The 26,265-nt window shown below is 48.5% G+C and carries 27 protein-coding genes and 1 pseudogene; 8 read left to right on the top strand and 20 right to left on the bottom strand.

Annotated elements, in window-relative coordinates; genetic code table 11:
- Position 1: 1 nt before the first annotated feature.
- The gene (locus tag J9789_RS08750; RefSeq protein WP_209344479.1) at positions 2-574 is read left to right on the top strand and encodes a Fe-S-containing hydro-lyase; all 573 of its coding nucleotides are present in this window, start codon (positions 2-4) and stop codon (positions 572-574) included.
- Between the two features lie 336 nt (positions 575-910).
- Here the strand turns inward: J9789_RS08750 and J9789_RS08745 are convergent, their stop codons facing one another.
- From J9789_RS08745 to J9789_RS17410, 9 genes are all read right to left on the bottom strand, one after another.
- Positions 911-2,122: a site-specific integrase gene (locus J9789_RS08745; protein ID WP_002576318.1), complete on the bottom strand. Its 1,212-nt coding sequence runs from the start codon at positions 2,120-2,122 to the stop codon at positions 911-913.
- A gap of 145 nt (positions 2,123-2,267) precedes the next feature.
- Positions 2,268-3,479: a site-specific integrase gene (locus J9789_RS08740; protein ID WP_209344477.1), complete on the bottom strand. Its 1,212-nt coding sequence runs from the start codon at positions 3,477-3,479 to the stop codon at positions 2,268-2,270.
- Between the two features lie 84 nt (positions 3,480-3,563).
- Positions 3,564-3,794 carry a hypothetical protein gene (locus tag J9789_RS08735; RefSeq protein WP_002576320.1) on the bottom strand — a complete coding sequence of 77 codons (231 nt, stop codon included), beginning with the start codon at positions 3,792-3,794 and terminating at the stop codon, positions 3,564-3,566.
- Positions 3,795-4,270: 476 nt separating this feature from the next.
- Positions 4,271-4,741, bottom strand: coding sequence for an RNA polymerase subunit sigma-73 (locus J9789_RS08730; protein ID WP_002576321.1), 471 nt, complete (start codon positions 4,739-4,741; stop codon positions 4,271-4,273).
- A 167-nt stretch (positions 4,742-4,908) separates the two neighbouring features.
- A complete protein-coding gene (gene bcrD, locus J9789_RS08725) occupies positions 4,909-5,736 on the bottom strand; it encodes a bacitracin resistance undecaprenyl-diphosphatase BcrD (protein WP_002576322.1) in 828 nt (275 codons plus the stop codon).
- On the bottom strand, positions 5,736-6,485 hold the full coding sequence (locus J9789_RS08720) for an ABC transporter permease (RefSeq protein WP_002576323.1): 750 nt from the start codon (positions 6,483-6,485) through the stop codon (positions 5,736-5,738). The genes bcrD and J9789_RS08720 overlap by 1 nt, the downstream gene beginning before the upstream one ends.
- Positions 6,478-7,395, bottom strand: coding sequence for a bacitracin ABC transporter ATP-binding protein BcrA (bcrA, locus tag J9789_RS08715; RefSeq protein WP_002576324.1), 918 nt, complete (start codon positions 7,393-7,395; stop codon positions 6,478-6,480). The genes J9789_RS08720 and bcrA overlap by 8 nt, the downstream gene beginning before the upstream one ends.
- Before the next feature lie 180 nt (positions 7,396-7,575).
- Positions 7,576-8,190, bottom strand: coding sequence for a bacitracin resistance transcriptional activator BcrR (gene bcrR, locus J9789_RS08710; RefSeq protein ID WP_002576325.1), 615 nt, complete (start codon positions 8,188-8,190; stop codon positions 7,576-7,578).
- Positions 8,180-8,377, bottom strand: a complete 198-nt coding sequence (locus J9789_RS17410) for a helix-turn-helix domain-containing protein (RefSeq protein WP_009246557.1) — start codon at positions 8,375-8,377, stop codon at positions 8,180-8,182. The genes bcrR and J9789_RS17410 overlap by 11 nt, the downstream gene beginning before the upstream one ends.
- Positions 8,378-8,542: 165 nt before the next feature.
- On the opposite strand from J9789_RS17410, the gene J9789_RS08700 reads away from it, so the two are divergent.
- Positions 8,543-8,896, top strand: coding sequence for a helix-turn-helix domain-containing protein (locus J9789_RS08700; RefSeq protein WP_002576326.1), 354 nt, complete (start codon positions 8,543-8,545; stop codon positions 8,894-8,896).
- Positions 8,897-8,976: 80 nt separating this feature from the next.
- Here J9789_RS08700 and J9789_RS08695 read toward each other — a convergent pair whose 3' ends face one another.
- The 10 genes and pseudogenes from J9789_RS08695 to J9789_RS08650 form a co-directional block, all read right to left on the bottom strand.
- Positions 8,977-9,273 (bottom strand): hypothetical protein, encoded by a 297-nt coding sequence (locus J9789_RS08695; protein ID WP_002576327.1) that lies wholly within the window; start codon positions 9,271-9,273, stop codon positions 8,977-8,979.
- A 284-nt stretch (positions 9,274-9,557) separates the two neighbouring features.
- Positions 9,558-10,970 carry a relaxase/mobilization nuclease domain-containing protein gene (locus J9789_RS08690; RefSeq protein ID WP_062807338.1) on the bottom strand — a complete coding sequence of 471 codons (1,413 nt, stop codon included), beginning with the start codon at positions 10,968-10,970 and terminating at the stop codon, positions 9,558-9,560.
- Between the two features lie 59 nt (positions 10,971-11,029).
- Positions 11,030-11,350, bottom strand: coding sequence for a hypothetical protein (locus J9789_RS08685; protein ID WP_054355235.1), 321 nt, complete (start codon positions 11,348-11,350; stop codon positions 11,030-11,032).
- On the bottom strand, positions 11,347-12,201 hold the full coding sequence (locus J9789_RS08680) for a nucleotidyl transferase AbiEii/AbiGii toxin family protein (protein WP_062807339.1): 855 nt from the start codon (positions 12,199-12,201) through the stop codon (positions 11,347-11,349). The genes J9789_RS08685 and J9789_RS08680 overlap by 4 nt, the downstream gene beginning before the upstream one ends.
- Positions 12,198-12,806: an abortive phage infection protein gene (locus J9789_RS08675; RefSeq protein ID WP_062807469.1), complete on the bottom strand. Its 609-nt coding sequence runs from the start codon at positions 12,804-12,806 to the stop codon at positions 12,198-12,200. The genes J9789_RS08680 and J9789_RS08675 overlap by 4 nt, the downstream gene beginning before the upstream one ends.
- Before the next feature lie 98 nt (positions 12,807-12,904).
- Complete coding sequence (locus J9789_RS08670; RefSeq protein ID WP_062807340.1) at positions 12,905-13,204, bottom strand: CD1845 family protein; 300 nt, start codon at positions 13,202-13,204, stop codon at positions 12,905-12,907.
- Positions 13,201-13,503, bottom strand: coding sequence for a hypothetical protein (locus J9789_RS08665; RefSeq protein WP_062807341.1), 303 nt, complete (start codon positions 13,501-13,503; stop codon positions 13,201-13,203). The genes J9789_RS08670 and J9789_RS08665 overlap by 4 nt, the downstream gene beginning before the upstream one ends.
- 151 nt (positions 13,504-13,654) lie before the next feature.
- Complete coding sequence (gene mobC / locus J9789_RS08660; protein ID WP_062807342.1) at positions 13,655-13,993, bottom strand: plasmid mobilization relaxosome protein MobC; 339 nt, start codon at positions 13,991-13,993, stop codon at positions 13,655-13,657.
- Positions 13,994-13,995: 2 nt separating this feature from the next.
- Complete coding sequence (locus J9789_RS08655) at positions 13,996-14,814, bottom strand: DUF3849 domain-containing protein (protein ID WP_062807343.1); 819 nt, start codon at positions 14,812-14,814, stop codon at positions 13,996-13,998.
- 1 nt (position 14,815) lies between these two features.
- Positions 14,816-20,500, bottom strand: a pseudogene (locus J9789_RS08650) (SNF2-related protein); the annotation flags it as partial.
- Positions 20,501-20,963: 463 nt separating this feature from the next.
- Between J9789_RS08650 and J9789_RS08645 the strand changes: the two are divergent.
- From J9789_RS08645 to J9789_RS08625, 5 genes are all read left to right on the top strand, one after another.
- Entirely contained in the window at positions 20,964-21,584 is a 621-nt protein-coding gene (locus J9789_RS08645) for a hypothetical protein (RefSeq protein ID WP_209344475.1), read from the top strand.
- 290 nt (positions 21,585-21,874) lie between these two features.
- Positions 21,875-22,201 carry a hypothetical protein gene (locus J9789_RS08640; RefSeq protein WP_033117490.1) on the top strand — a complete coding sequence of 109 codons (327 nt, stop codon included), beginning with the start codon at positions 21,875-21,877 and terminating at the stop codon, positions 22,199-22,201.
- Positions 22,202-22,367: 166 nt separating this feature from the next.
- The gene (locus tag J9789_RS08635; RefSeq protein ID WP_209344473.1) at positions 22,368-23,078 is read left to right on the top strand and encodes a hypothetical protein; all 711 of its coding nucleotides are present in this window, start codon (positions 22,368-22,370) and stop codon (positions 23,076-23,078) included.
- Between the two features lie 15 nt (positions 23,079-23,093).
- Entirely contained in the window at positions 23,094-24,188 is a 1,095-nt protein-coding gene (locus tag J9789_RS08630; RefSeq protein ID WP_209344471.1) for a hypothetical protein, read from the top strand.
- A 204-nt stretch (positions 24,189-24,392) separates the two neighbouring features.
- On the top strand, positions 24,393-25,034 hold the full coding sequence (locus J9789_RS08625) for a hypothetical protein (RefSeq protein ID WP_209344469.1): 642 nt from the start codon (positions 24,393-24,395) through the stop codon (positions 25,032-25,034).
- A 363-nt stretch (positions 25,035-25,397) separates the two neighbouring features.
- On the opposite strand, the gene J9789_RS17405 is transcribed toward J9789_RS08625, so the two are convergent.
- Positions 25,398-25,736 (bottom strand): helix-turn-helix transcriptional regulator, encoded by a 339-nt coding sequence (locus J9789_RS17405; RefSeq protein WP_348633659.1) that lies wholly within the window; start codon positions 25,734-25,736, stop codon positions 25,398-25,400.
- Positions 25,737-25,861: 125 nt separating this feature from the next.
- Between J9789_RS17405 and J9789_RS08615 the strand changes: the two genes are divergently transcribed.
- Positions 25,862-26,221: a hypothetical protein gene (locus J9789_RS08615; RefSeq protein WP_209344467.1), complete on the top strand. Its 360-nt coding sequence runs from the start codon at positions 25,862-25,864 to the stop codon at positions 26,219-26,221.
- Positions 26,222-26,265: the final 44 nt, after the last annotated feature.

Raw genomic sequence — 26,265 nt, 5'->3', positions numbered from 1 at the left:
TATGGCCAGATACATTACTGCCCCCCTCACAGAGGAGGTAGCCCGCTCTCTGCGGGCGGGAGAGAGCGTTTATCTCTCCGGTACCGTCTATACCGCCCGGGACGCCGCCCACAAGCGTCTGTGCGCCCTGGTGGCGGAGGGAAAGCCGCTTCCTTTCCCCATTGAGGGCTCTGTTATCTATTATGTGGGTCCCTCTCCTGCCCGGCCCGGACAGCCGATCGGCGCCGCCGGTCCCACTACCAGCTACCGTATGGATGCCTATGCTCCCACCCTCCTGCGGCTGGGGGAGCTGGGCATGATCGGCAAGGGGAAGCGAAGCGATGAGGTGGTTGAGGCCATGAAGGAGACCGGTGCGGTTTACTTCGGTGCCATCGGCGGGGCGGGTGCCCTGCTGGCCAAATGTGTCAAATCTGCCCAATTGGTATGCTATGAGGACCTGGGTGCGGAGGCGATCCGGGCTCTGGAGGTGGAAAATTTGCCCCTCACCGTGGTGATTGACAGCCTGGGAAATAATCTTTATGAAACAGGACGGGCAAACTACTTGCAGCAGTATGGAGAAAATACGCAGGTTTGACCCAAACGATGTGCGGCGGAAGTCGAGTATAAAGCGTTATCATTTCTGTACAAAAAAGATGCGAGGCCTGGCGTTTGTGAACGCCAGGCCTCGTTTTTCGGAGTCAGAAGTGACGGTAGTTTGTTGCTGCAAAAACATAAGAAAAATGCCGCCCAAATGGGCGGCATTTTTTGATAGCCAGGGAAGAAAATCAGCGCTTGCTGAACTGGGGAGCGCGACGGGCAGCCTTCAGGCCGTACTTCAATCGTCTGAGCGATGATTTTCCTTGATATTCCGGGCTTTTTTGAGCCTCGGCCCCTCGGTTGTCCTATTCCTTAACCAAAAAACAGGCCACTTTTACGAGGGGACAGCTTGATGAAATGCAGAATTTACTACATCGAATAGCTGTTCTGGTTTATTATACTTTACTCTTGCATAGATGTCCATAGTTGTCTTGCTGTTCTCATGTCCGGCAAGGTACTGGACCGTCTTGGGGTCAACACCTGCATACAGAAGATTGGTGATGTAGGTATGCCGCAGCAGGTGCGGTGTCACATCGAAGTCCAGGCTATACACAATGTTGGGATTGTTTTTCTGATGTCCTCCCAGACTCGGCTGAACAGTGTACTTGATGCTCTGTCCGTTCACATACTTATAATAGGTACGCTCCTTGGTAGACCGAACAACGATGTACTGCCAGACACGTTTGAACTGCGAATATGACAAGGGCTGTCCCTCACTATCGGCAATCACATATTCCGATTTGGAGGCAGCCTTGGCTTCCCGCAGACAATTCACAAGGCATTTGGGAATGGGAATATCCCTTCTTGCTGCTTTCGTCTTAAGCGTTGTAGAGATAACCGGTCTGTTATGCTCTGATCGCCATGCGCGCCGCACAGAGATATATGGAGTGGGTGCATCGAGGAACACACAATCCCATTGCAAGGCGAGAGCTTCTTCTCGGCGCAGACCGGCATATAAGCCGATCATGGTAAACAGATACGGCGGAAGTCCTTTGACGGTTTCCAGCAGCACTTCCACCTGCTGGTCTGTCAGCGAATCTTTCTTTTGGGTCGGTTTCCCTCCTTTTGCCGAAATCCCCTCACACGGATTGTATTCCAGCAACTGGCTCCGCTCTGCCGAGTAAAAAATGCACTTGAGGAGCATATTCACCGTATTGTGCAGGCTCTCGGACTTATTGGACAATGGGATCAGCGCCAGACGAATATCATCCGCTGTTACTTCCTCCATATACATATCTCCCAAAGGCTTGATAATGTAGTTCTTCATATTGGAGGCGTAGCCCTTCAGTGTAGCCGGCGACACTTTTGCGGATTGCATCAACAGCCACTTCTCACAATACTCGGCCACAGTAGGATGCTCCCGGTGGAAGATGATCTCCGCTACCTGGCGTCTCGCCTCCTGCTCTTTATCGTACAGTTCCTCGCAGGTAGTCCCATACAAGCTCACCTGCTTGCCGTCTGCGTCCAGAATCCGGGTTCTGTAATACAGGACACCCTTTCGTGTGACGGTTCCATATTGAGGTATGTTTTTTTTCTTCTTTGCCATAATTAATTTCCTTTCTCGCGTGGTGATGTATCTACACCTCCTTTTTATCAGAGATTTCAAATTGAATCAAAGATACGGCCAAGGAAAAACTAAGAGCGAGACATCCTTGTCTCGCTCTTACTTCATTTTCTGAATTGTTCGGAACTTACACAGCGTCCCATAAGTCAAAGGCACAGCCCATTGCTTTGACAAGATCATCCGGCCTGTTGTATTTGACCTTTGCGTAAATGTCCATCGTGATTTTGCTGCTTTCATGGCCCGCCAAATATTGTACCGTTTTGGGGTCCACCGAAGAATGAATCAGATTGGTGATGTAGGTGTGCCGCAGCTGATGCGGTGTCACTTCAAAATCCAGGCTATATACCACATGGCCGTTATTCCTGGCTTTTTCTCCAAGTTTCGGGTAAAGCATATATTTTACATACTTTCCGTCCACAAGTTTTCTGGCCATTCTCGGCTTTGCAGTCCGCGTCACAATATACTGCCACAGCCGCTTAAACTGTGTATAGGATAGCGGATCACCGTCCCGATTGGCAATCACATAATCCGAAGTGGATTTTTTCTTTGCATCTTTCAGACATTCAACCAGACAGACCGGGAGAGGAATGTTTCTTTGTGCCGCTTTGGTCTTTAGCTCGGTAAGAATGACCGGCCTGTTATGTTCTGTGTGCCATGCCCGCCGTACCGTTAAGTACGGAGCCTCTGCATCCAGATACACAGAATCCCATTGCAGCGCCAGGATTTCTTCCCGGCGCAGACCGGCATATAAACCGATCATCACAAATACATAGGGCGGCAAATCCCGGATCGTGTCCAAAAGCCGCTCAACCTGTTCATCCGTCAATGCCTGTCTTTCTTCCTGGGGAACTCTTCCCTTTGCATCCAGGTATATGGTCGGGTCCTCGTCAATCACATGGCTCTCCTTGGCCGCCCGGAAAATGGACTTGCAGAGAATCACCACAGACTTATAAACCGAAGCCGACTTCTTGGAAACAGGTACGAGGGCAAGTTGGATGTCATCCAGGGATACATCAGCCATTCTCTTGTCTCCCAGCCCTCCAATAATGTGCCGCCGCACCTTAGAGGTATAATCTGTCAAGGTGGTGGCCCGAACATGGACGGACTGCATCAGCAGCCACTTCTCACAGTACTCAGCAACCGTAGGCGATCTTCGACGAAACGTAGTACTGTCAATCTGCTCTAACGCCTCCAGTTCCTTGTCATAAAGCTTTTCGGGCGTCTTTGCATAAAGCGCCACTCTGTTTCCATCCGAATCTTCGACTCTGGTTCTATAATATTCAATGCCGTTAAGCACGACCGTACCATATTGAGGAATTGCCCTTTTTCTTTTTGCCAATTCCGTCACCTCCTAAGAATAATGTCCAGCGCTGTACCTTTGTTTTATCAGACATATTAGGTTCCAGCAAGGATACGGAACAGCTCAAGCTCGGACACTTCGCAGCTTGCGGTATGTAGCGCTTTTTTCCACTGGCTTTGCACGATGGGTGCATTTTGCGATATACTCCTGAAGGCCAGCATCTGTAAAGTACACGCAACCATTTTGCACATACTGAACATAGGAAATTAGCCCACTGTTTCGAGCTGCATCCAAAGTGGCAATGCTAATCCCCAGTAATTTGGCAGCCTCTTTCCGCGAAATCAATTTTTCCATAGGTGGTCCCCCTTTCTGTCAAAGATGTGGTTGTTGCTTTCAAAATCACATGAATGCGCTGGCAACCGAAGCTGCCAGCGCATGGTATCTGACTTTGAAAAATTTACTCGCCACATTTGCCACGCACCCCTGGCGATGGGGACATTCCGGTCTCCGCTGGCGCGGCTGTCATAACTCCACAGCGTCGTTTTACTCGTGCGCCGCAGAGTTCCCCCCAAGTCTTTAGGAGGCCGTGAGGAAGTATCTTTAACCCCTATGCAGTCATCGCGCCCTGAAATGCCACTTTCGGGTATCAGGCTGACGTGGATCGCTCGGAACAGTCCTATTCATCACCTCCTGGGGCTGTCCATCTTCGCGGCGTGCCTGATTCGCTCGTACATAGGTTATGTACCGGAAATGCCGTCTATGAAATTGTCAAGCTCCACATTGGGAGAATGTTCTTCCCTCAATGGGTAGGCACTGATACGCTTCATTTGTTAAGTGTTATTCAAAAATTTTTTTATTTTTTTAAATCTTTGTGCAACAGCACTTCTGGAACAATGCCAAAGACGTGCTACATCAATTTGACGATAACCATCCACAAAAAGTAATGTCAATAGCTCCAAATCTTTCTTCGACAGCTTCTTCAATCTCAACAGTAGTTGTTCGTTTTCCACCGAAGCCAACCATCCATATCGCGTTTGATCAATCTTATCAACATCCCATTGATAAGATAACGATGCAAACTTTCGGAACAGCTGTGATTGACCACATACTTCATCATATTGTTCACAAGGTATTGGTTGCGTATGGTTTTGAAAAACCCTTTGACTGCAAAACCATGCCCAGTCATATTCTTTCATGGCAGCAATCTGTTCTTCGCTCATCCCTGCATCACAATACTCAACTTCTAAACGCTTCCATCTACTATCAAACTTCTTTTTCTCATATCCATAATTAAATCCCATTATTAACCTCCTGTAGATTCAATTTGCAAAATTCACCATGCAAACTAAAATCAGGAGGAGATCGACAACGAGAATCTCTGGGTTGTTTTCCATCCCCAGAAACAAAAATGCCAGCTGATCTTAAGGACCAACTGGCATTTTTATTCGCGCACAAAGAAAACGCATTATTAAGATTTTATAAGTACAACAAGTATACCAAGCACAATTCGATACCAACCAAACACCTTAAAATCATGTTTTTTGATAAAGTTCATTAGGAATTTAATTACTAAGACAGATACCGCAAATGCCACAGCCATACCGAGAACAAGAGCGAGCAGTTCTGCACTTGTAAATTCAAACCCGAATTTTAACAGCTTAAAAGCACTTGCTCCAAGCATAGTAGGTACTGCGAGGAAAAAAGTAAACTCTGCTGCTGCCACTCGTGAAACTCCTATGAGTAAAGCACCTATAATCGTTGCTCCCGACCGTGATGTGCCGGGTATAAGTGATAACACTTGAAATGCCCCTATCAAGATTGCTGTTTTATAGCTGATGTCAGAAAGTGCCATAGTAGTAGGAGTACGCTTTTTATTCCAATTTTCTATGAGAATGAATAACAAACCATAAAAGATTAACATGATTGAAATCACAATGGGGGTTTGGAGGTAAGCATCCAAATAATCATCAAATAGAATCCCCATAATAGCTGACGGTACACAAGCTACCGCAACCTTGAACCACAACGAGAAAGTATCCTTTTTAACAATTGACTGTGCTTTGTTCTTAAATTGAAAGGGAAACATCTTGTTCCAAAACATTACAACCACTGCGAGTATAGCTCCAAGTTGAATAACAACAAAAAACATTTCTTTAAATGCTTCGCTCATATTAAGTGTGATAAATTCGTCCACAAGAATCATATGTCCTGTGCTGCTGATAGGTAGCCACTCAGTAATACCCTCAACAATTCCAAGAAAAATAACTTTTAAAATTTCTATAAAATCAAGTACCATTATTTCAAATCCTCCTTTTTAAAATGATGAAAGGTCATAAGAAAACCAACTGCTGATACAAGAATAATAATAGATACAGACAGCAGTGTAGGATAGCCGGTACTCTGAAGTTTACCCTGCACCAAGAAATAGGTGGCTGTCCACGGATACAACGCTCCCCATTCTTGATTTGAAAGTGCGGCACTTCCCATGACAATCACGGCAGAGCCAATCATCGGGGCGACAAATCCTTTTGTTTTCATAGCAACAAACACAAAAGGAGAAACTGTTAAAAACATCAGGATACTGCCAAACAAAAACTTGGGGAGCCATACTATTGCCACTAGTAAGCTATATCCCTCCAATGTAAAGACAGCGTCATATAGCCCACAAACGATAAATATACCTGCCCATGTTACAAGGGTTAGCATAACAATCCAAAGAAGCAGGGTGCAAAATTTTCCAATTAATAGTTTTGTCCTTGAAATGGGTATGGGCAATATGGTTTTGAGGGTGCTTTCTGTGTACTCTCTGCTAAACAAGTAAGCTGCAATTGCCACATATATCATAATGTTTACCAGCAGCATGATATACAGTACACTGTCGCTGTATATGTCAGACAAGGTAAAGATAATCTCCGGCTTATCAAAATGTGTTTGCAAGGCTTCTATTAACATCAAAAGTGGGGTAGATAATACCCCTGCCACACTAATTAGCACCATTTTTGAACGCTTTAGTTTTAATAATTCACAAGAAATAAGATTAAGCAATACCGCCACCTCCAATCAGTTTAGAAAAGTAGTCCTCTAAGTTTTCCTCACTATCATTTATCCTTGTCACGAGCAGTCCATTTCGTGCAAATTCTCGATTGATTTCTCCAACACTTTGGCTAAAGTCATAAATTCTCACCGTACCGTCCTGCACTGTAAAATCCGTCATGTGGTAGTGGTTTTCTAAAATCTTTCCGGCTATCTCACTGTCAGATAAATCAAATTGAATGTATTTTCGATTCCTTTTGTGAAGCTCGGATATATTCACTTCCTCTACTAAATGCCCCTCGTGCATAACGCCGATAATATCTGCTATCTGTTCAATCTCGCTTAAAACATGGCTTGAGATAAAAATGGTAATGCCATGATTGTGACTAAGTTCAGATAAAAATGAGCGTATTTCAACTATTCCAATGGGGTCAAGTCCGTTAATCGGTTCGTCAAGTATTAAAAGCTCCGGCTCGTGCATAATGGCGGCGGCAATACCAAGCCGTTGCTTCATTCCGAGGGAATAATCGGAAAAGACTTTTCTTTTCTCCTTATGCAGCCCCACAACTTCAAGAGCTTTTTCTACTCCACTTTTAGATACTCCCCCTCGCAGTTTAGCGAGAATTTGCAAATTCTCATACCCTGTTAAATTACTGTAAAATCCCGGTGTTTCGATAATAGAGCCTACTTTGCTATAAAGGGTATGGATATTTTCCTTATAGTTTGTGCCAAACAAGCGTACCGTTCCCTCCGTTGGGAAAGCAAGCTGCAACATCATTTTCATTGCTGTGGTTTTGCCTGCTCCGTTTCTGCCGAGCAAACCATAAATTTTGCCCTTTGGCACATGAAGATTTACCTTATCGACAACGGTGGCTGTTCCGTATCGCTTCGTAAGATTTTCTGTTTCAATGATATAATCCATATTTGATTCTCCTTTCCGTGGGTTGCTGTTCTTGTTTTCGCTGACCACAATCTTATTATCCACGAGTATTGCATAGAAGCCAAGAAATCTACCGTCACAATGCCGACACAATAGATGTCAGCACGAAAAAAGCTCCGACACTTATCGTGTCAGAGCCTATTTTAAAGGGTTTATGGCATTTTACTTTGTTTGGGTTTGCTTTATCCAGACAAATATTTTAGCAACAAATAGCAGAAACATAAGGGCGGTTACATAGGGTTGTCTTGCCGCAGCGAAGAAGCAGATAAAAAGCGTACTCAGCACGAGAGAGCATTTTGTGATTATGTTGCTCCATGATTCCTTTTCAAAACAAACACACATCAGTTTCGCTATCCCAAGTGCAATCAAAACAATAAAAACAATCCAATAGATTGCAAGATATATTGGGGTAGTGTCTGTAAATGAAAGTAGATTGACAGAATAAATATATCCGTCAACAAGGTTACCATACAACGGCAAAAGTATAAAAGTAACCGCCATCATATCTAATATTCCATAAATGAAACTGTAAATTTTTTTCAAGTTGGAACGATTTTCAGTTTCGGCAAGTGTAATCAGTTCTTCGCCCGATAGCAGTTCATCTATGGTCACAGAAAAGAATTTAGAAATACACTTGAGCGACTCAATGTTAGGGTAACCCTTGCCGCTTTCCCATTTTGAAATGGCTGTTCTTGATACATATAATTGCTCCGCAAGTTGTTCCTGCGTTAAGTTCTTTCCAGTCCTAAGCTGTTGTAGCTTTTCATTAAATTCCATGATTCTCCTCCTGTTTGTTCCTTGTTTTCATACGTCCATCAACGGGTTTTTCTGCATCTTTTGGTATCATCCATGCACGACCAAATTTTTCAGTTCCGTCAATGCGATTTTCCTCACATAATTTTTGTATCCGTCTTTCCGATATGCCCCATTTTTCAGAAGCGGCTTTCACAGAAATGTAATTCATAATATCAACTTCCTTTCGCAAAGAGTATATAATTATTATATACGGAATGACGAATAATAGCAAGTTTCTCTCCACTAATACGAAATTATACACTACTAAACATAAAATCATACTTCGTTCAAATATCATCACCCGAAATGTACAATGATATAGGATGATATTAAAATGTACCAAGATGAAAGAAAACTTGATTTTAAGCCGTTAGGTATAGCGATAAAAAAAGCTCGGGAAGCAAAAGGGTGGACACAGGAATATCTTGCCCAACTGGTAGACCTTACGCCACGCTCTATTATGTATATAGAGAACAGGGGGCAGCACCCAAGGCTTAACAAATTTTATCTCATTACTACCTTGCTTGACATCTCTGTAGACCAGTTCTTTTTTCCATGCAATGAAGATGGCGACAACAATCGCCGCAAACAAGTTGATGTACTGTTGAATGATATGGAAGAAAAGGAGCTTATCGTGATGGAAGCTACGGCTCAAGGCTTGAAAAAGGCAAGAGAAACTGCGGAATAATTAACGCTGTTTTCGTAAGCCAAGCCAACTGAAAAAAGTGCGACACCTACACAGGCTATCGCACTTTTTAGGTTATTTTTTTATTCTCCACACAAATCATAAAGCTGTTCACATCGGTTTTGAATATCTAAGATTTCTGTTTCGGTTAAACTCCTGCGGTTATGAGTAAGTTGTTGCTCTAAAAAATCACGATAGCCATCAAGTAAGGCATCCCGTAAAAGCTCGGGGGCTTTGCAATGTTCCACACCAAACCATTGCTCATCTTTTTCATCCCAAATCATAACGGTGTATCCTCGCTTAGTGTTCACCACCTCCAAAACACTATCTTTATTTAGGTAATCGTTGAATACTTCTAAAACCTTTTCAAAGGTCATCATTTTATCAGCCCTTTCATATTTTAGGTGCTTATATGTAAGTAGTTTATATACTTATTACGACTATGATAATAAAAGTAAATCATCGTGTAAAGGATACGGATATTGTTTGCGAACAAAAGTGGCAAGCAATGCCGGTGTTAATACACACCGACCCGCAGAGTGCAAAATCCCTCCATGATTTTTCTCTCCGCTTGCTTGTTGAGGGCAGCGCCCCCAAGCCCCTTTGAACACAGAATTTCATTCTGTGGCTGCGCGTTCTGCGAACGCTTTTGACCAGGACCAGCTTACCGCTGGCCGTGGTCTTTTTCTTTTTCAACATCCTGTTCTACCTCCATTTTCAGCACTCGATCCACATTGGCCTTTGCCGTCAAAAGCTCCCGCATTTCCTCACGGGAACGCCGGTACTCGGCATAGGTCTTTTTCTTTTCTTCCAGCAATTTTGCGTACTCCGTCTGCAACTCTTTAACCTTAGGCAGCTTCTTGACTCCCATTTCATCAAAGGCATTCTTGGCAGCCTGGTGGAGCAGAATTTCTTCCTCATGTTCTTCCCGGAATTTCTTAGAGTAGCCGGCCTTGCGGTATGCCACATAGACCTCACGGGTCTTGGCATAATTTACGATGTGAGTACGCAAAACAGCAATCTCTGCCATGCGCTTTTCAGCCGCTTTGATCTGCGCCGAAAGCTCATTGTGATGTGCCGTGGCAGCCGCAGCCTTTTCTTCTAAAATCGCATACTCCAGCAGGTTATGCTCTGACAAGTAATTCATGGTCTGTGCCATTTGTTTCAGATTGAAAACCTTGGCCCAACGAGCATAGCCAGCACCTTTTCCTGCCTGCAATTTTGCCTGAATGTCCACCAGCAGATTGACCTTCGGCGGCTCTGCCTGTGTGACTGTTTTCTTTCGTGGGGTATGCGCTTTCTTCCCGGAGAGAACTGCCCGCAATTCTTCCACTCCATACCCTTCGCCCAGACTGTCCACGCGGGCTGCTTTCTCCCAGCCGGGGAGCTTCAGGCGATACGATTTCCCGCGCTTTGATACTTCACAGCCGGACTCTTGCAGCAACTTCAGCAGTTCCTCAAAATTAGCAGGGCTTTGTGATAATGCGTTGTCAATCGCCACACGAAGCAGCTCTCGGTGAGAGGGCTTTGCCTGATCGCCCAGCCATTTGTTATAGCTCTTTCCGTGAGGGTTCGGATTCTCTACAATGGACAGTCCATTCTCAATACAGATGGTGTCACTTAGCCGCCGAACCGCCTTGGTGCTGCCCCAAAAGTTTCGGAATTTCCGGTCATATTCCAAGCTGACTGATGACCAGATAATGTGATTATGAATGTGCGACTTGTCTATGTGGGTGCAGACCACAAAGGCATGATTGCCTTTGGTAAAACGCTTGGCAAATTCTACACCCAGCCTGTTTGCTTCTTCCGGGGTGATTTCGCCGGGGCGGAAAGACTGGCGCACATGATAGGCAATCACATCATCCGCACCGCGCACTCGCCCGGTAGCGGCAATGTACTGCCGCTTTGCCAGAAGAAACTCTGCATCCGCAGTCCGGCTGTCACAAGCATAGCCGGTAATGAGCCTGCCGTTATCTGTTTTCTTTGGATTGGCCACATAGTCGATGATGTCACTGATCGCCCGACTTTCTATGCGGCCCTTGCCGACATGAAGCGGCATGATGCGGGTTGTTGCCATAGGTCAGACCTCCTTTCCGAAAAGAAAACGGCCTGCCGTAGCAGACCGCTTTCACTATTCTATAAAACTTTTTCATCGAAATAATTGAACTCATCATCTTCTAAATGTCTTGGTGGAAATCTCATTTCATATTGCTCTTGCGCCAATGCACGGACATCAGGCCGCCTATCCTTTAGTCGATTTTTCAGCCAGGACAACTGCTCTTTCGATAGCCTCCATGGAAGATTCAAAAGACGATTCAGTGTCATCAGTTCAGCCTGCTTTTCTGCTGGTAGCGAAGCACAGGATTTACAAATGTGGGCTGCATGACCTTTGCCTGAAAATTTTTCGTTGGCTTTGTATTCGCCACAAATTTTACAATAATGTCCATGCTTTTTCATAAGCTGATACCTTTCTCGCAAAGTGCATATAACCTGCGAATTGCTTTCATAATCACATCCCATTCCAAATCAGAAGCATAAGAAAACTTTTTACGGTATGCCTCCCAAAGTTTTTGCATAACCGAATCATTTTCTACTTCGTTAAAAACTTCTTCAGCCTGGTTAAGATACTTCTCAGATCCCCGTTTATGGGCAGTTGCCAGAAGTGCATCATGTAAAATATTTGGGTTCAGTGTGGTTCCATGTAGCTGTTCTAAAATGTAAATATCGTAGAAATCTCTCATGCGGGTATTAGTTGTGGTTCTGGTAATAATGGTTTCCAATTTTTCTGCCAGCACAGTTTCTAAATTATAAGCCCAAATATCAATGAAGCGATCTTCCAACATAAGTTTGAATGAATACCGGACCTCTCTTGGTGTAATCGCATCTCCCGTAGAAATATCAATTTTCAAAGGGGTCACTACGCCATCGAATGTTGTACTCATGCTGACACGAATCCCTGGATACTCTGCTTCATCCATAATCTCCGAAATACTTTTCAGCTGAAATTTAACACCATCATCAATCGGAACAGTTACGATTGATGAAATTAGATTCTCAATATCCTCCACATTGACATTGGCTCCTTTTATGGTTGCATCCAAATCCATCGTAGAACGGGCATCCAATCCAACCATAGCCGCTACCAACATACCACCCTTCAAGATAAACTTATCACGATACTCAGAAAGAGAAATACGCTCCAAAAAACGCTCCATCATGTAGTTCCTCATTAAAATCTGAGCATCTGCGGATTTTTCTCTGGAAAGGTTTCGTATTAAATCTTTAAGCTGCCTTGCTGTTTTTATCATAAAAGTACCTCCAAATACTGTCGTAAAATTTTTTCCACCTTGAACATCCCAGCATATTGCATTAAAGCTCGCAGGTTCTTATCTTTTCTACGAGCATACGCTTTCAATGCCCCCTGAAAGGTTTGAATTTCAATTCTACTGCGGCTTCTGAGCAAATCACAGATCGTTCGCTCCATATCATAAACCGGTACGGTATGCCCAAAAGGTGTCTGACCGCTGGACAACCCAACATCAAATAACTCTGGCTTCATGGTGTAAACAGATAGCCCTTCTGCTTTTAAGCGAGTCGGACTATAACCACGCCGTACTGTAACAGAATATTTGGAGGGTTCTCTGTCAGTCAAATCATGAAAAAACAAGGCCGATTCATGGGAAAACACTGCCTGATTACACCGCAGATGCAAAAGGAACATAGCATCTACCCAGGCATCTTCGGAGACATAAATACCATGGGCAACCTGTTGAAGATTTTTCTCTTTAACATATTCATAAAAAATGGGCTTTACAATTCCGCTGGCAATTACCTGCGCAGTTTGTAGCATCCCATCATGCTCGGTCAGAAGTCTGTCTAATTGCTCAAACCGTTCTGATCTGGTCACGATCATCACTTCCTTTCGTGCTACTATTATACACGAATATAGCACGAAAGTAAATAAGGTAATTATAGATCCACCGTGTATCATTTTTTATAGTTTTGCGTATTTTATCCATAAACCAACTCCTGAATTGCAAATTTCAAACTCTGCACCTTGCCCAGCAGCCAGATCGCAGCCAGCGGCAGCCCCATCGGGCTAATCAAAAATGCCATAACCAGCAAAATCACACCGTTCTGCGGGGAATAGGTAATCAGCACAGCCACGCCAAGCAGAGCAATCACCATGCTGAACAGACCAAGCACCAGACCGGATATGTAGATCAGCCCCGTGCAGAGCCAGACAAAAAGTGTCAGCACCAAAATAACCGGCGCAGTTACGATCATCAACAGGCATTTCAAAATCTTCATTCCAGTTCCTCCTTCCAACGCTCCAGATGCCGTTTACACAGGGCATCTGCTTCTCTCTCATCATCTTCCGTCACTTCCCGTTTACCTTTGGTCAGTTCAATCTCCAGATAAGTCCGGTAATCATCAGCTAAGAGGTCGAACAGTTCCTTGGGAGTATGGCACACCTCGCCGGTGCAATAGCGAAAGTCTTGGTCAAATTCAACCCTTACACATCCATGACGGCTGATATAAACTTCGGTGGTCTCGTCTGCGGCCAGATAGTCCGCAAAAATCTCCAACACTTTTTCAAAGGTCAGCATCTGTTTTCACTCCTTTGCTACGCTTCTTGCTCTACTCATATTATCCGGTACGGACAGGCAAAAGACAAGGATACCGGCAAAAAGAAAAAGCGGAGGGAGATGCGGCGAAGAAACGCCGTTCCTCCCTCCGCAAATGGAGTATCTTTCCCTGTTATGAAAGTTTAGAAAGCTGGGTAAGGATTTCCTTCACCCCCTCCCACAGTTGTTCCTGCCGCTGGGATATATCCTCCAAATCAGCATCATAAACCCGCCCGGTCTCATGCACTTTACGGGTCAGCTGATTCAAGTTGTTGCTGCTTCGGCGCATCAGGGAGACCAGCTCCTTCAGTTCCGGCAGATCCAGCTGCACCACATACCCATCCAGTGCCATTTTCCGCAGATAGGCACTCAAATTTTCTGTCCCGTATTGCTGCATCTTTTGATGGATCAGCTCCAGTTCCTCTGCGGATACCCAAAACAGCACCGGAACATCCCGCTTACGCTTTGCCATAGTTATCGCTCCGGTTCCCGTTTCTTCGGGGCGGCAGGCTTGTGGGCAGGCAGTTCCTGCTTGAGCTTATCCCGTACAGAGGGACGGGACGGTTGTATCTTTTCTCCCTGAGTACGGCTGAGCTGCTGTTCTTCTCGCACCAAATCAATAAAACCATCCAGTACAGCAGGGTGGCTGTTCAGGACATAACCACAACGGACAGTTTCGGGATTATCGTTGGGAATGGTCTTAGCCCATTCCTTATTGCGTCGGGAGTAACGCCCATCCCAGTCCTGAAGCTGGACGGTGTTGGCAAGGACCAGCGCCACACGCTCCATGCCATAGTTCTCGATCACACCCTTTGCCGCATCGTGACTGAGATACATTCCGTCGAAGTGTTCCCGCACCGCCGCTTCAATGGACTCCTTGCATTGGAGATTTACATTGTTGGAAGTTCGGTACTGCTCCAGCTCCCCATGTTCTCTCGCATAGGCGGCAGAGTAGGGATAGACCGGTGTTGTTCGCAGTTCCTCTTTAGCTCTGCACACATCATCGGCTCGACTTTCAATACTGTCCCGGATCACATCCATGTGGCCGGTCTCCAGCTTTTCAAAATAGCGGTACACATCCGCCAGCGGCGAGGGAGATTCCAAAAGTGCCTGAGCCTGGGCGTCGGTCAGCTCCAGTTCCTCCATCGCCATCACGATGTCCTCACGGACAGTATACTCATAGGTGTGGTGCAGGATTTCTTCCGGGGGCTGGCTTTTCAGCCAGTCCCTGTATTTGTCCTGCTCAGCAGCCATCTTTTCATAAAGAGCCGTATTCAGATCGTTGGTATTCATGTTATCGCACCTCCTCATGCTGTTTTGGTTTCTTATCTGTACTGCGGGGCGGCACCGGGCGTTTCAGATGGTCCAATACCGAAGGCCGTGTGCTTTTGGCAACGACAGCTTCATCGTGTGCCGGTCCCTTTCCGTCGATGTTGAGCAGGGTATCCAGCTCCACCAGGCGGGCGTTTTTGCTTCTCAGTTCTTCTTCATAAAGGAATGGCTTTCCGACTTCCTCCTTTGCGGCAGCCTGCTGCTGATAGAGATTATCCAGCTGTGCCTTTGCCGCCTCCAGACGCTGGGGCATCTGGGCGAGGGCATTGTCGATACGGGTAAGATTTCCGCGAGGGTCTGTACCAAGGGTTGCCCTGTGGGTCATCTGTCCTTTCAGCAGGAGCGTATATTCCTGTTTCCAAGCGGAAAATTCCACGGACATGGCATAGCCCCGGTAGCTGCCGATCTGCACCGGATCGGAGGTTTTGACCTCCTTGCAGGCATCCAAAAGGGCTGCACCGGCGTTCTCCTTATCGGTCAGCAGGTCGCCACGGATCTCCATACCGGCAAAGCCGTCCTCCGGGTGTGGGTGAGCTGCCAAAACCTCAAGGTCAGATTCAAAGCCCTTGATAAAGCCCTTGTGCTTTTCAATCTCCTCCGGGAAGTATTTGAGCAGCTGGTCCTCCAGACGATACTGCTTGCTCTGGTGGTCGGCTTTCATCAGCTTCAGGCGGGATACCTCCACATCCAAATCCATACGCTCTTTGATACGGGGATCTCCGGCGCACAGAGCCTTGATCTCGGCAAAACTGAGGGCGGTTTCATCCACATCATCGCAGGAGCGCACCGGCGATTTAGAGGTCATAATCTGGCTGATGAATTTCTGCTTATTCTCCACCGTCTGCCAGAGATAAGCGTCAAAGGTTCCTTCGGTCACATAGCGGTACACATGGACAAGAGGATTCTGGTTGCCCTGGCGCTCGATACGGCCCTTACGCTGGGCAAGGTCTCCCGGTCTCCACGGGCAGTCCAGATCATGAAGTGCCACCAGACGGTCCTGCACATTGGTGCCTGCGCCCATCTTGGCGGTGCTGCCCATAAGCACACGCACCTGACCGGTACGGACTTTAGAGAACAGCTCCTTTTTCCGCACTTCGGTGTTTGCTTCATGGATAAAAGCGATCTGGTCGGCAGGCATCCCCTGGGCAATGAGTTTCTGACGAATATCGTCATATACCGTAAAGGCCGGTTCCTGCTCCGGCAGAGGCACAGCGCCTTCCAGTGCGTGAAGCAGTGGATTATCCAGCGTTTTCGCCGCCTTGCTTGCAGGAGCTTTTGCCTGCGGTGTAGAAATGTCGCAGAACACCAGCTGGGTCAGCTTGTCAGCTTCGCCATCCCGCCAGATCTGCATGATGTTCTCTACGCACTGATTGACCTTTGTTCCGGGTTCGTCCGGCAGCATCTGGTTGACGATCCTCTGGTCCAGCCCCAGCTTACGGCCATCCGAGGTAATCTTGAGCATATTGTCCTGGGATGGGTCAACGGTTCCGCTGTGTACCAGCGATGCGCGCTCCGAAAGGGCCTTGACCATTTCCTGCTGATGTTCGGTAGGCTGCGCCACGATGTTGTGGTATTCCACTTCCGGGGTAGGCAGATTCAACTGGTCGGCAGTCTTAATGTCCGCAACTTCTTTGAACAGGTTCATCAGCTCCGGCAGATTAAAGAACTTGCTGAATCTTGTTCTTGCCCGGTAGCCGGTGCCTTCCGGTGCCAGCTCCAATGCTGTGACAGTCTCCCCAAATCGGGAAGCCCAGCAGTCGAAGTGGGTCATGTTCAGTTCTTGCAGGCGTTCATACTGAAGGTAACGCTGCATGGTGTAAAGCTCGGTCATGGAGTTGCTGACCGGGGTGCCGGTGGCGAAAATCACGCCACGGTTTCCGGTGATCTCATCCATATAGCGGCACTTGGCAAACATATCGCTGGACTTTTGGGCATCGCTGGTTGAGAGACCCGCCACATTCCTCATTTTTGTGTATAGAAACAGGTTTTTATAGTTGTGGGCCTCGTCCACAAACAAACGGTCCACACCCAGCTGCTCGAAGGTTACCACATCGTCTTTTCGCCCCTCGGCTTGCAGCTTTTCCAGCCTGGCTTCCAGAGACTTTCTGGTACGCTCCAGCTGCTTGACGGTAAAACGCTCACCACCGCTGGCCTGCACCTCTGCGATCCCCTCGGTGATCTCGTCGATCTGCTCATAGAGAAGCCGTTCCTGACGCTCCCGGCTGATGGGGATACGCTCAAACTGGCTGTGTCCCATGATGATGGCGTCGTAGTCACCGGTCGCAATACGGGCGCAGAACTTTTTGCGGTTATGGGTCTCAAAGTCCTTTTTTGTGGTGACTAAGATGTTGGCGGAAGGATAGAGGCGCAGAAACTCCGACGCCCACTGCTCGGTCAGGTGGTTGGGAACCACAAAGAGAGATTTCTGGCACAAGCCCAGGCGTTTGGCTTCCATAGCAGCAGCTACCATCTCAAAAGTTTTGCCTGCGCCTACTTCATGTGCCAACAGGGTATTTCCTCCATACAGCACATGGGCGATGGCGCTTTTCTGGTGTTCCCGCAGGGTAATGGCTGGGTTCATGCCGCCAAAAGTGATATGGCTTCCATCATACTCACGGGGACGGGTAGAGTTCATTTCTTCGTTGTACTGGCGCACCAAAGTCTGGCGGCGCTCCGGGTCTCTCCAGATCCAGTCCCTAAAGGCTTCCCGGATCGCCTGCTGTTTTTGAGCAGCCAGGGTGGTCTCCTTGGCGTTCAGCATGCGGCGCTCTTTTCCGTCTGCGTCCTCTATGGTGTCATAGATACGGACATCTCGCAGATTCAGGCTGTCCTCCAAAATCTTGTAGGCGTTGGCACGGCTGGTTCCGTAGGTGGTGTAGGCTGCCACATCGTTGTAAGATACAGAAGATTTCCCCTTGATCTGCCATTCAGCGGTAAAGGACGAATAGTTGACCTCGATACTGCGCTGGAGATAAAACGGGGTGTTGAAGGTCTCGTACATAAACTGCTGGATGTACTCTTTGTCGATCCAGGTAGCGCCCAGACGCACCTCGATCTCCGACGCATCCAGGTCTTTGGGCTGGGCGGCGGTAAGAGCTTCCACATTGACTGCATAAACCGGGTCCTGCTGTGCCGCCCGCTGCGCCTGACGCAGTTTGCGGCGTACATTGCCGGAAAGGTATTCATCAGCAGTCACATAATGGGGTGTGCCGTCTTTCTCCAACTGTCCCGGTACACGGAAGATTACGCCTTGCAGCTCTCCGGCCAGTTCTTCTTTTGTTTTTCCGGTAAGCTGGCTCATATAGCTCATATTCACGCAGGCTTTTTCCGAGATAGACACCGCCAGTGCTTCGCTTGCTGTATCCACCACAGCCACCGCCTGATGGGGCTTGATGGTCCGTTTGGTGAACATATCCGCCTTGCGTTCCAGCTTTCCGTCCTCGTCGATGACTTCCAGCGCACAGAGCAGGTAATAGGAAGAATCATCTGCATAGGCCAGTCGGTTTGCACGGTCATTGATAAGGCCATATTTTTCAGAAAAGCTGTCATACAGGCTGTTCAGTTCCGCCTGCTTTTGGGTAATGGTGCTGTCCGGAACCGCTGCATCCATCTGAAGGTCGATCAGTTCCTGCACACAATCACGCAGTCCCACAAGACCTTTTACGCGGGCTTCTGCGGTGGTGTTGAGATCCGGGCGCACCATGCGGCTGTTTTCCCGGTAGTACACCTGCCCGTCTACAATGGCATAGGAATAGTTCTTCACATTAGGATCGGCAGGAATGAAGGTGTCAATGGCTTCGCCTTCGCCCAGCTCCGGCAGCTCTGCCTCCTGATAAGTGCCATGAATGTACTTCACAGCATCATGCAGCTGGTCGGAAAGCTTCAGTCCCTCGATGGGGTTCACGGTGTAGTCCATACCATGTGCAGTGCTTACCGGCTCCTGTCTGCCCAGCACCATTTCCGGATGGTCGATAAAATACCGGTTGATGGTAAACCCGTCCTCCGTCTGTCCGGTCTGGGTCCATTCCGGCACGATGTCCAACGGGTGGTCCCGCTTTTGGAAGAAGATGATGTCCGATACCACCTCGGCACCGGCATTCTTTTTGAACGCGTCATTAGGCAGACGGATAGCTCCCAGCAGCTCAGCACGCTGGGCAAGATATCGGCGCACGGTGGAATCCTTGGCGTCCATGGTATATCGAGAGGTCACAAAAGCTACCACACCGCCGGGACGCACCTGGTCCAGTGCTTTGGCAAAAAAATAGTTATGAATACTGAAATTCAACTTGTTGTAGGCTTTGTCGTTGACCTGATACTGACCAAAAGGTACATTGCCGATGGCAAGGTCAAAGAAGTCACGGCGGTCAGTGGTCTCAAAGCCTCCTACTGTGATGTCCGCCTTGGGATAGAGCTGCTTTGCGATGCGCCCGGAAACCGGGTCCAGCTCCACGCCATACAGACGGCTGTTTCGCATTTCCTCCGGCAGCATACCGAAGAAATTACCCACACCCATAGATGGCTCCAGAATATTTCCGGTCTCAAAGCCCATGCGCCCCACCGCTTCATAGATGGCCTGAATGACCGTAGGGCTGGTGTAATGGGCGTTTAGGGTGGAGCTTCTGGCGGCGACATATTCCTCCGGGGTCAGCAGCTCTTTCAGCCGGGCATACTCGGAAGCCCATGCCGGCTTCTCCGGGTCAAAAGCATCAGAAAGACCGCCCCAGCCCACATAGCGGGAAAGAACCTCCTGCTGTTCAGGGCTTGCCTGCTGTCCGGCAGCTTCCAACTCTTTCAGCAAACGAATGGCATTGATATTTGCCTGGAACTTGGCTTTCGGACCGCCTTCGCCCAAATGCTCATCGGTAATACGGAAGTTTTGTGCATTGCGGCGCAGGTTGGCCTTGTATTCCTCATAGGAGGCTTCCTCGGCAGCTTTGGCATTGGGGAAGGTCTGCCACTGGCCATTGACCTGAATGGAAACCGGGTGTTCGTCCAGCACTTCCTCAAAGGTTTTCTCCGGCTCTGTCACAGGGGCTGGTGGCTCCGGCTCCTCGATATGCAGCCGTTCCACCACCACATCATAAGGCAGATTGTTCTTATCGCCCGGATAGACGGCCACGGTCTCGGAATGGAAGGCCGGGGATTCGGCAGACGGTTGGGGCTGTTCCTGTCCAAAGCCATCCAGCTGACGGGCATACATCCCGCGCAGCAAAGGCGCAACTTCATCCCAACGGAAATACAGCACAGCCAGACGCTTTTCCTCTGCGTCCAGGACTTCCAGCTCCATGCCCTGTGCCGTGGTACGGTAATCGGCAATATCGCCGGTCTCCAGATTCAGCGTCTCGATCTCACCGGAATAGGCTCTGCTCAGCCAGTAGGCGATCTCGCTGTTACTCCTGCCGGATTGCAGCAGCGTGGAAACCTGTTTTTTATCTGCTTCATCCATCAGTCCATGGGACAATACATCCCGCAAGTCCTGATCTACCTTGTCCGGGTCAATGGGAAGAAACTCGGTATAGTAAGCATTGCGGCGATCTGCCCGAAGCAGCTGCTCGAACTGTTCTTTGCGCTCTGCCCGGTAGATGGGATACACCATACCGGTGGGCAGAAGCTGTACGGTGTCATCCCGCAGCTCGGTGATCCGATATTCGTACCTTGCAAAGCGTTGGGGATGGTCGAAATCGAGAGTCGGGCGATTCATCTTAAAAATCGAAGAGGCCGGACTTATCAGCCGCGTGAGCTTTTCCAGTTCACGCGGCTCTATTATTTCTCCATGCAGCTTTCGCGAGATGATCTATGGTGAAGATTGCGAAAAACTGCAAATCCAAAAACTGGGAGAGATCCTGGGCATAGCCAAGGCAACTGGCCAACTGGAATCTGACCGGAACATCCTGGTAGATGTTCAGACTGGCGTCCCAAGCGAAAAAGCTGTCTCACCTGGGGCGAGAACCCTGAAAATTCAGGTGTTTCAAGTACCACCCAGTTCTTTTTTTGCTCGGCCAGTTCCCTTAATCTTCTACAGTTCCTTAGACTGGGAGGAGTCTGAACTAGAGGCCGGGCTTTATCGCGGACCACCGAAACACCGGAAGACGAAGGAGGGAATCTGAACTATGCCGCCAAAAGAAAAAAGGTCTATGCGTCCGGCGTTAGGACTTGAAAAGGAGCTTGTGAAGGACGAAATATCCACAGCGCTGCACGCTGGTGTGGAAAAACTCGAGGGAAAAGCGGCCCAGAAACAGCGGGTGGACAATTTCCACAATACCAAGTTCCTGTTGAAGCAATATCGCCGCGTTGCCTATTCTGTTTTCATTTCAGAATCTGAATTGAATCTGAGAATGGAAATGGAACACGGTACCAGACTGTCAACCCTGGAGGTCAATGCGGAACTTGCCGGCATTGACCTCAGCAATACAAAGCTCGAGAGCCACGCCAAGAGTGTTATCCGCAGCAAGACCATGCTGGATATCATCAACACCGCACTTGAAGCGGTGCGTCAAGATCCTGATCGTGGGGAGCTCATGTATCAGATCCTTTATGAGACTTACTTCACCAAGAGCAAACCCAAACGACGCGAAGACATCCTGCAAGTGCTGGATGCCAGGGGATTTCCTATGTCAATCGCATCGTACCACAACTACCTGAATGCAGCGATTCGCGCGCTGGATCGGATTCTTTGGGGTTACACAGCCAGAGACTGTATTGAAATCATCAAGCAATTCTTGCCTGAGTGACTTAGACTTTTTTTGTAGGAAAGTTGTTTTGTTCTTGAATTGCTATTATAGTTGTTCTATGATATGATTTCATCGTCGAAAAATGCATACTGACATTACCGCCCTTCACGGGCGGTTTTTTTGTTGGGAATGAGCTCGGGGAGAAAGCGGATCGCACTGTCATGCTTCCACCTCGGGCTCGTTGCATTTTTTAGATTATGCATAAGGAGGAAAACAACACTATGCACAGCAATATCAAACTCGCTGGGCAGAAACTTCGGGGGAAGATCCGGAGAATTGACAAGGGCAGAATGCTCTATACTGCCTTTTTGATCCCCACAGCGTTGGCCATGACTCCCCTCCAGGCACATGCCGCCGGTGAAACCATCTGGTCGAAAGCAAGTGAGATCATGCAGGATGTCTATACCCAGATCCTCGGAATCTCAACGATTGCCGCAATTGTCACGGCCAGCATCGCACTGCTGCTCATGAATTTCTCCAAGTCCGGACGCACAGTCGATGAGTCTCGTGCCTGGCTGAAGCGCATTATTATCACTTGGGCCATTTTGAACGGCTTGGGCTTCATCATGGCCTATGTCACCCCCTTCTTCTCCGGCGGCACGTGGACACCCAGCTGAAAACAACACGAAGGGAAAGGAGCAACACATGAAGAAGAACATCGTTTACCTGATTGGCGGCATCGTAGCGGGAATCGCCCTTTGTCTCACCGCCGCCAGTATCATCCCCTTGAATCCGGATTATCTGAAGGATTTTGAGGGATAGCCACTATCTGGAGGTGTTCAGATGGGCATTCTTGATAGTATTGTCGGATGGATCGCTGAGCAGGTCATGAATATACTCGATCTGATCACCGGATCAGTTCTGGGTGCATTGGGCTGCGATATGTCCGTATTCATCCGATATTTCCCGGCTGCAGAGACCATGTACGAGATATTTGTGGCGATTGCCATTGGCTTTATTCTCCTCAACCTGGTTTGGCAGCTGTTCAAAAACTATGGAGCAGGTATCGGCCTCAGTGCGGAGGATCCCGGTAAATTGCTCCTTCGGTCAGTCCTATTTATACTCCTGGCGTATTATTCAGATCAGATCGTGGCGTTGATTCTGACCATTGCCGGTACCCCGTACTCCTGGATCGTGGATGCATCGCTTCCACCGATTGAGTTTGCGAGTTTTGCCAGCGTGCTGACGGTCATAGTCGGCGCACTGGCTTCCGGATCTGTTAGCCTTATCGTGTTGATCCTCACAATTATTGTGGCGTGGAACTACATCAAACTTCTATTTGAGGCGGCGGAACGGTATATCATGGTCGGTGTCCTGATCTATACTGCACCCATGGCGTTTGCGACAGGAGCATCAGAGAGTACTTCCAATATCTTTAGCGCATGGGGGAGAATGCTCGGCGGCCAACTGTTTCTCCTGGTGATGAATGCATGGTGTCTTCGCCTGTTTGTGTCCATGGTCGGAGGCTTTATTGCCAATCCACTCTCCCTCTGAGAATAGGAGGTAACAATGCGCAAGAGAACTTGGACAGCAGGAATTGCTGTCCTGATGTTGCTGCTTATGTGCTGCACGCCGGCATTGGCCTTGGATGAATCGGAGGTAGAAAGTGCCATTGCGGCATCCAGCAATGAAGCGGTGGCCGGCAATATTTTTATCTGGTTTTTGTGTGCTGTGGCATTCCTGAAAATCAGTCAGAAAATCGATAGTTTTCTGGCTGCACTTGGGATCAATGTCGGCCGAACCGGTGGAAGTATGCTGGGTGAACTGCTCATTGCCGGCAGGGCGGTTGGCTCAGCAGTCGGCGGACTTGGCGGAGCGGTGGGCAACATTTTCAATAGGAATCATGCTTCTGGTTCAAGCACCACGCACCAAGCCGCAGGGCAGGCTTTCTCCGGTTCCGGCGGTGGTCTGCTTGCAGTTGCAAAACGTGCGGCAGGCAATGCCGCAGCAAGCAGCGCAACGGGAACAGCCGGAGGCGTTGGAAGTGTAATTGGCGGGGCGATGTTTGGTTCTAGCATGGCATCGGGTGGCAAATTTGCCAACAGTGTCATTGGCGCAGTAGCTACGGGAGATATCTCCTCTGTTGGCTCCATTAAAGGAGAGAAAGCTGCTCAGGCACTTACAAGCTATCTCGGCTATTCGGGTGCTCCGGTTGGCGCAGGCGACCCTGTATCGACTGCTGCCGGAGCGGTTGTTGGAAATGAAGTTGTTTCCGCAATGGACGGAGAAGACCAGGATACCGTGACGCTTACTGGCGGCGCCGCCGCAGGTGCGCAAGTGCCCCAAGAAGGAAACGGCGGATGTGTTCCTGGCAAGCCTCCGATTTTGGGTAATACCGATGTGGATGTCGGTAGCCCCTATACTTCGGCCGGCTCAGTACCCGAGACAGGCCCCATTCCCACTGAACCTCCGACCTTCCGCGATGTGGAAATTGGCGGAGGCAGAATCACAGGGTATGAAACACCTGCCGGCGGTACAGAGCGGCAATTTGCCATGTATAACGCAAATCAGTACATGGCTCCCACCGGCCCTTATGAAACTGTGCAGACGGTCGATGGCGAAAGCTGGTACAAGCAGTATGCTCAGCCTAGACCATCGTTTTAACTAGTACTATGATTTACGCCAAGATCGATCTTTCAACAACAGAGATTGAGACACTTCAAAGGCAGGTTTATTTTGATACTGAGAGGGAGCGATTCAACCAGCAGTTCAATGACAATCGAGTGCAGATGCAGTACGATTGGAGCAACGGGTGAAACACTTCTGGGTGTTAATAGTAGTCTGATGTTGTTCAAGGAGGTATGCACTATGAACATGAAAGATGCATTCCGTTTTCAAAACAAACTCAAAAACCTGATGTGTGAGGCCACCAGCATCCTGCAGGACCGGCGCAACATTGTCAAAGTCAAAACCACCCATCTGCGCAGTAAGGTCATGTCGGATGCTCTGGATGCCGTGGTGGAGGAGACTGCGCCCAGCGAGTATGCCGGGCACGCCAACGAAGTGGCGGCCTTCATCATGCTTTTGATGGAGGAGCGGGAGAATCTGAGCAAAGCCATTCATGCGGCCAAGAGCGGACTGGATCTGGATATGGACAGCGAGGTCGGCCTGAACCGGCAGCGCCAGGAACTGGCCGAAGTTTTCCGACATATGACCACGCTCCGCAACAGCGAAAAGACCATCGCCGGCGGCGGATCCGGATTCCGCTTCAATGGTGAGGGCAACCAGGTTTCTTATCGGTGTGACGCTACCCAGGTCACCACCATCGACTTCGACCGGTATAAGATCCGGGGAATGGCCACGGCGCTGAGCAAGAAGGCAGACGAGATCTCCATGGCTTTGGATAAGTGCCTGGTCAATACCGAGGTGGCCTACGAAGCTCCTTTCGATATCAACGAAAGCTTTGAGGAGATCCTCAACGACTTCATTGAAAAGACGGCAGTTGCATAACTTTCCGAACCACACCTTTGGGTGTGGTGGGCGTGGCAGAATGGATAGGTCGTGATGATCGGTTCAGGCGCAGATGAATTATGAGGCTGCGCAACTCCGGCAGATTATGGACAGCATTTGCATGAATGTGAAATGAGCTCATAACTCATGATGAAAGGAACGCCAGGCGTTTCCCTCTGCGTTCAGCGCACTGCAGCCATTTCTTCCACACGTTTACCCTTAAATGCAGAATTCAATCTTACGCTCCCTTGGTACACATAGTAATGATGTGAAAATCTTTTTTCAAGTCGCTTGCTCACCTGGGGGAGGCCTGTGACTCAGTTGGGTCGCGGTGGGCCCCAGGTTGGACAAGTGGATAAGGGTCTAAGCGGTTTTGAAGTCCTGCCATGCCCACTGCACCTGAAGAAATTCTCGGATAAAATGACCTGAGCAGCAGACGGCTGCCTGCTGCTCGAAAGAGACGATATGAGAAGTGGGGATGATGATTTCGTTCATTGGCACCTGGAGCAAAGCGCTCAGTGCGTAGAGATTATCTACGCTGGGAAGACTCTGCCCTCGCTGCCATTTGTAGATGGCCTGCGGCTCCTCAAATCCGAAATAGTGCTGGAGATCTCGGACTGTCATGCCGCGATCCTTCCGGAGCCGGCAAATATTTGCTCCGGTGGCCACAGGATCGATCACGGGAAACTGAATCATGGACATATGGATCGCCTCCATTCATCAGGATGATTTCCGCCGCAGCGGAGTATTTCAGAATACCCGATATATTTCGGAATGGCAAGCGATTTTGAACATTTGTAATGAGATTGTCATATAGGAGGCGTTCGTTGAAACAAACAGACTTTTATCAGGATATTGAGCGGTTCTCACTGCTGAATGCTTACTACGCATACATGGATACAGATGCGTATTTGGCTGACCAGCTTTTTATCAAACACCAGGTGCGGGTCCATTTTCGAGAGGAATATGCGCGGGATGATTCTCCATACCGGGTCATCTTCTGCCATGTACGAAAGCGGGATCAGGAGCGTTTCCTTGCAGCGCTGAAAGAATTACCAGATAAAATGATGCTGCTCGGCTATACAGACTATCTGGATGCCTGCCGTGCCATTTGGGGGAACCGAAAATCGCATGATGAGAAGGAAGTGACAGACTGTGCTGCAGTTCGTACCACTGAACAAGCGTAGCAAGAAGGCGCAGCGGGAATTTTACGCCCAAAAGCGCGGCTCCT

Source organism: Flavonifractor sp. AGMB03687 (assembly GCF_017811815.1).
GTDB lineage: Bacteria > Bacillota > Clostridia > Oscillospirales > Oscillospiraceae > Flavonifractor.
Note: the sequence above shows the minus strand (reverse complement) of the source record. Positions and strands in the feature narration are given on the sequence as shown.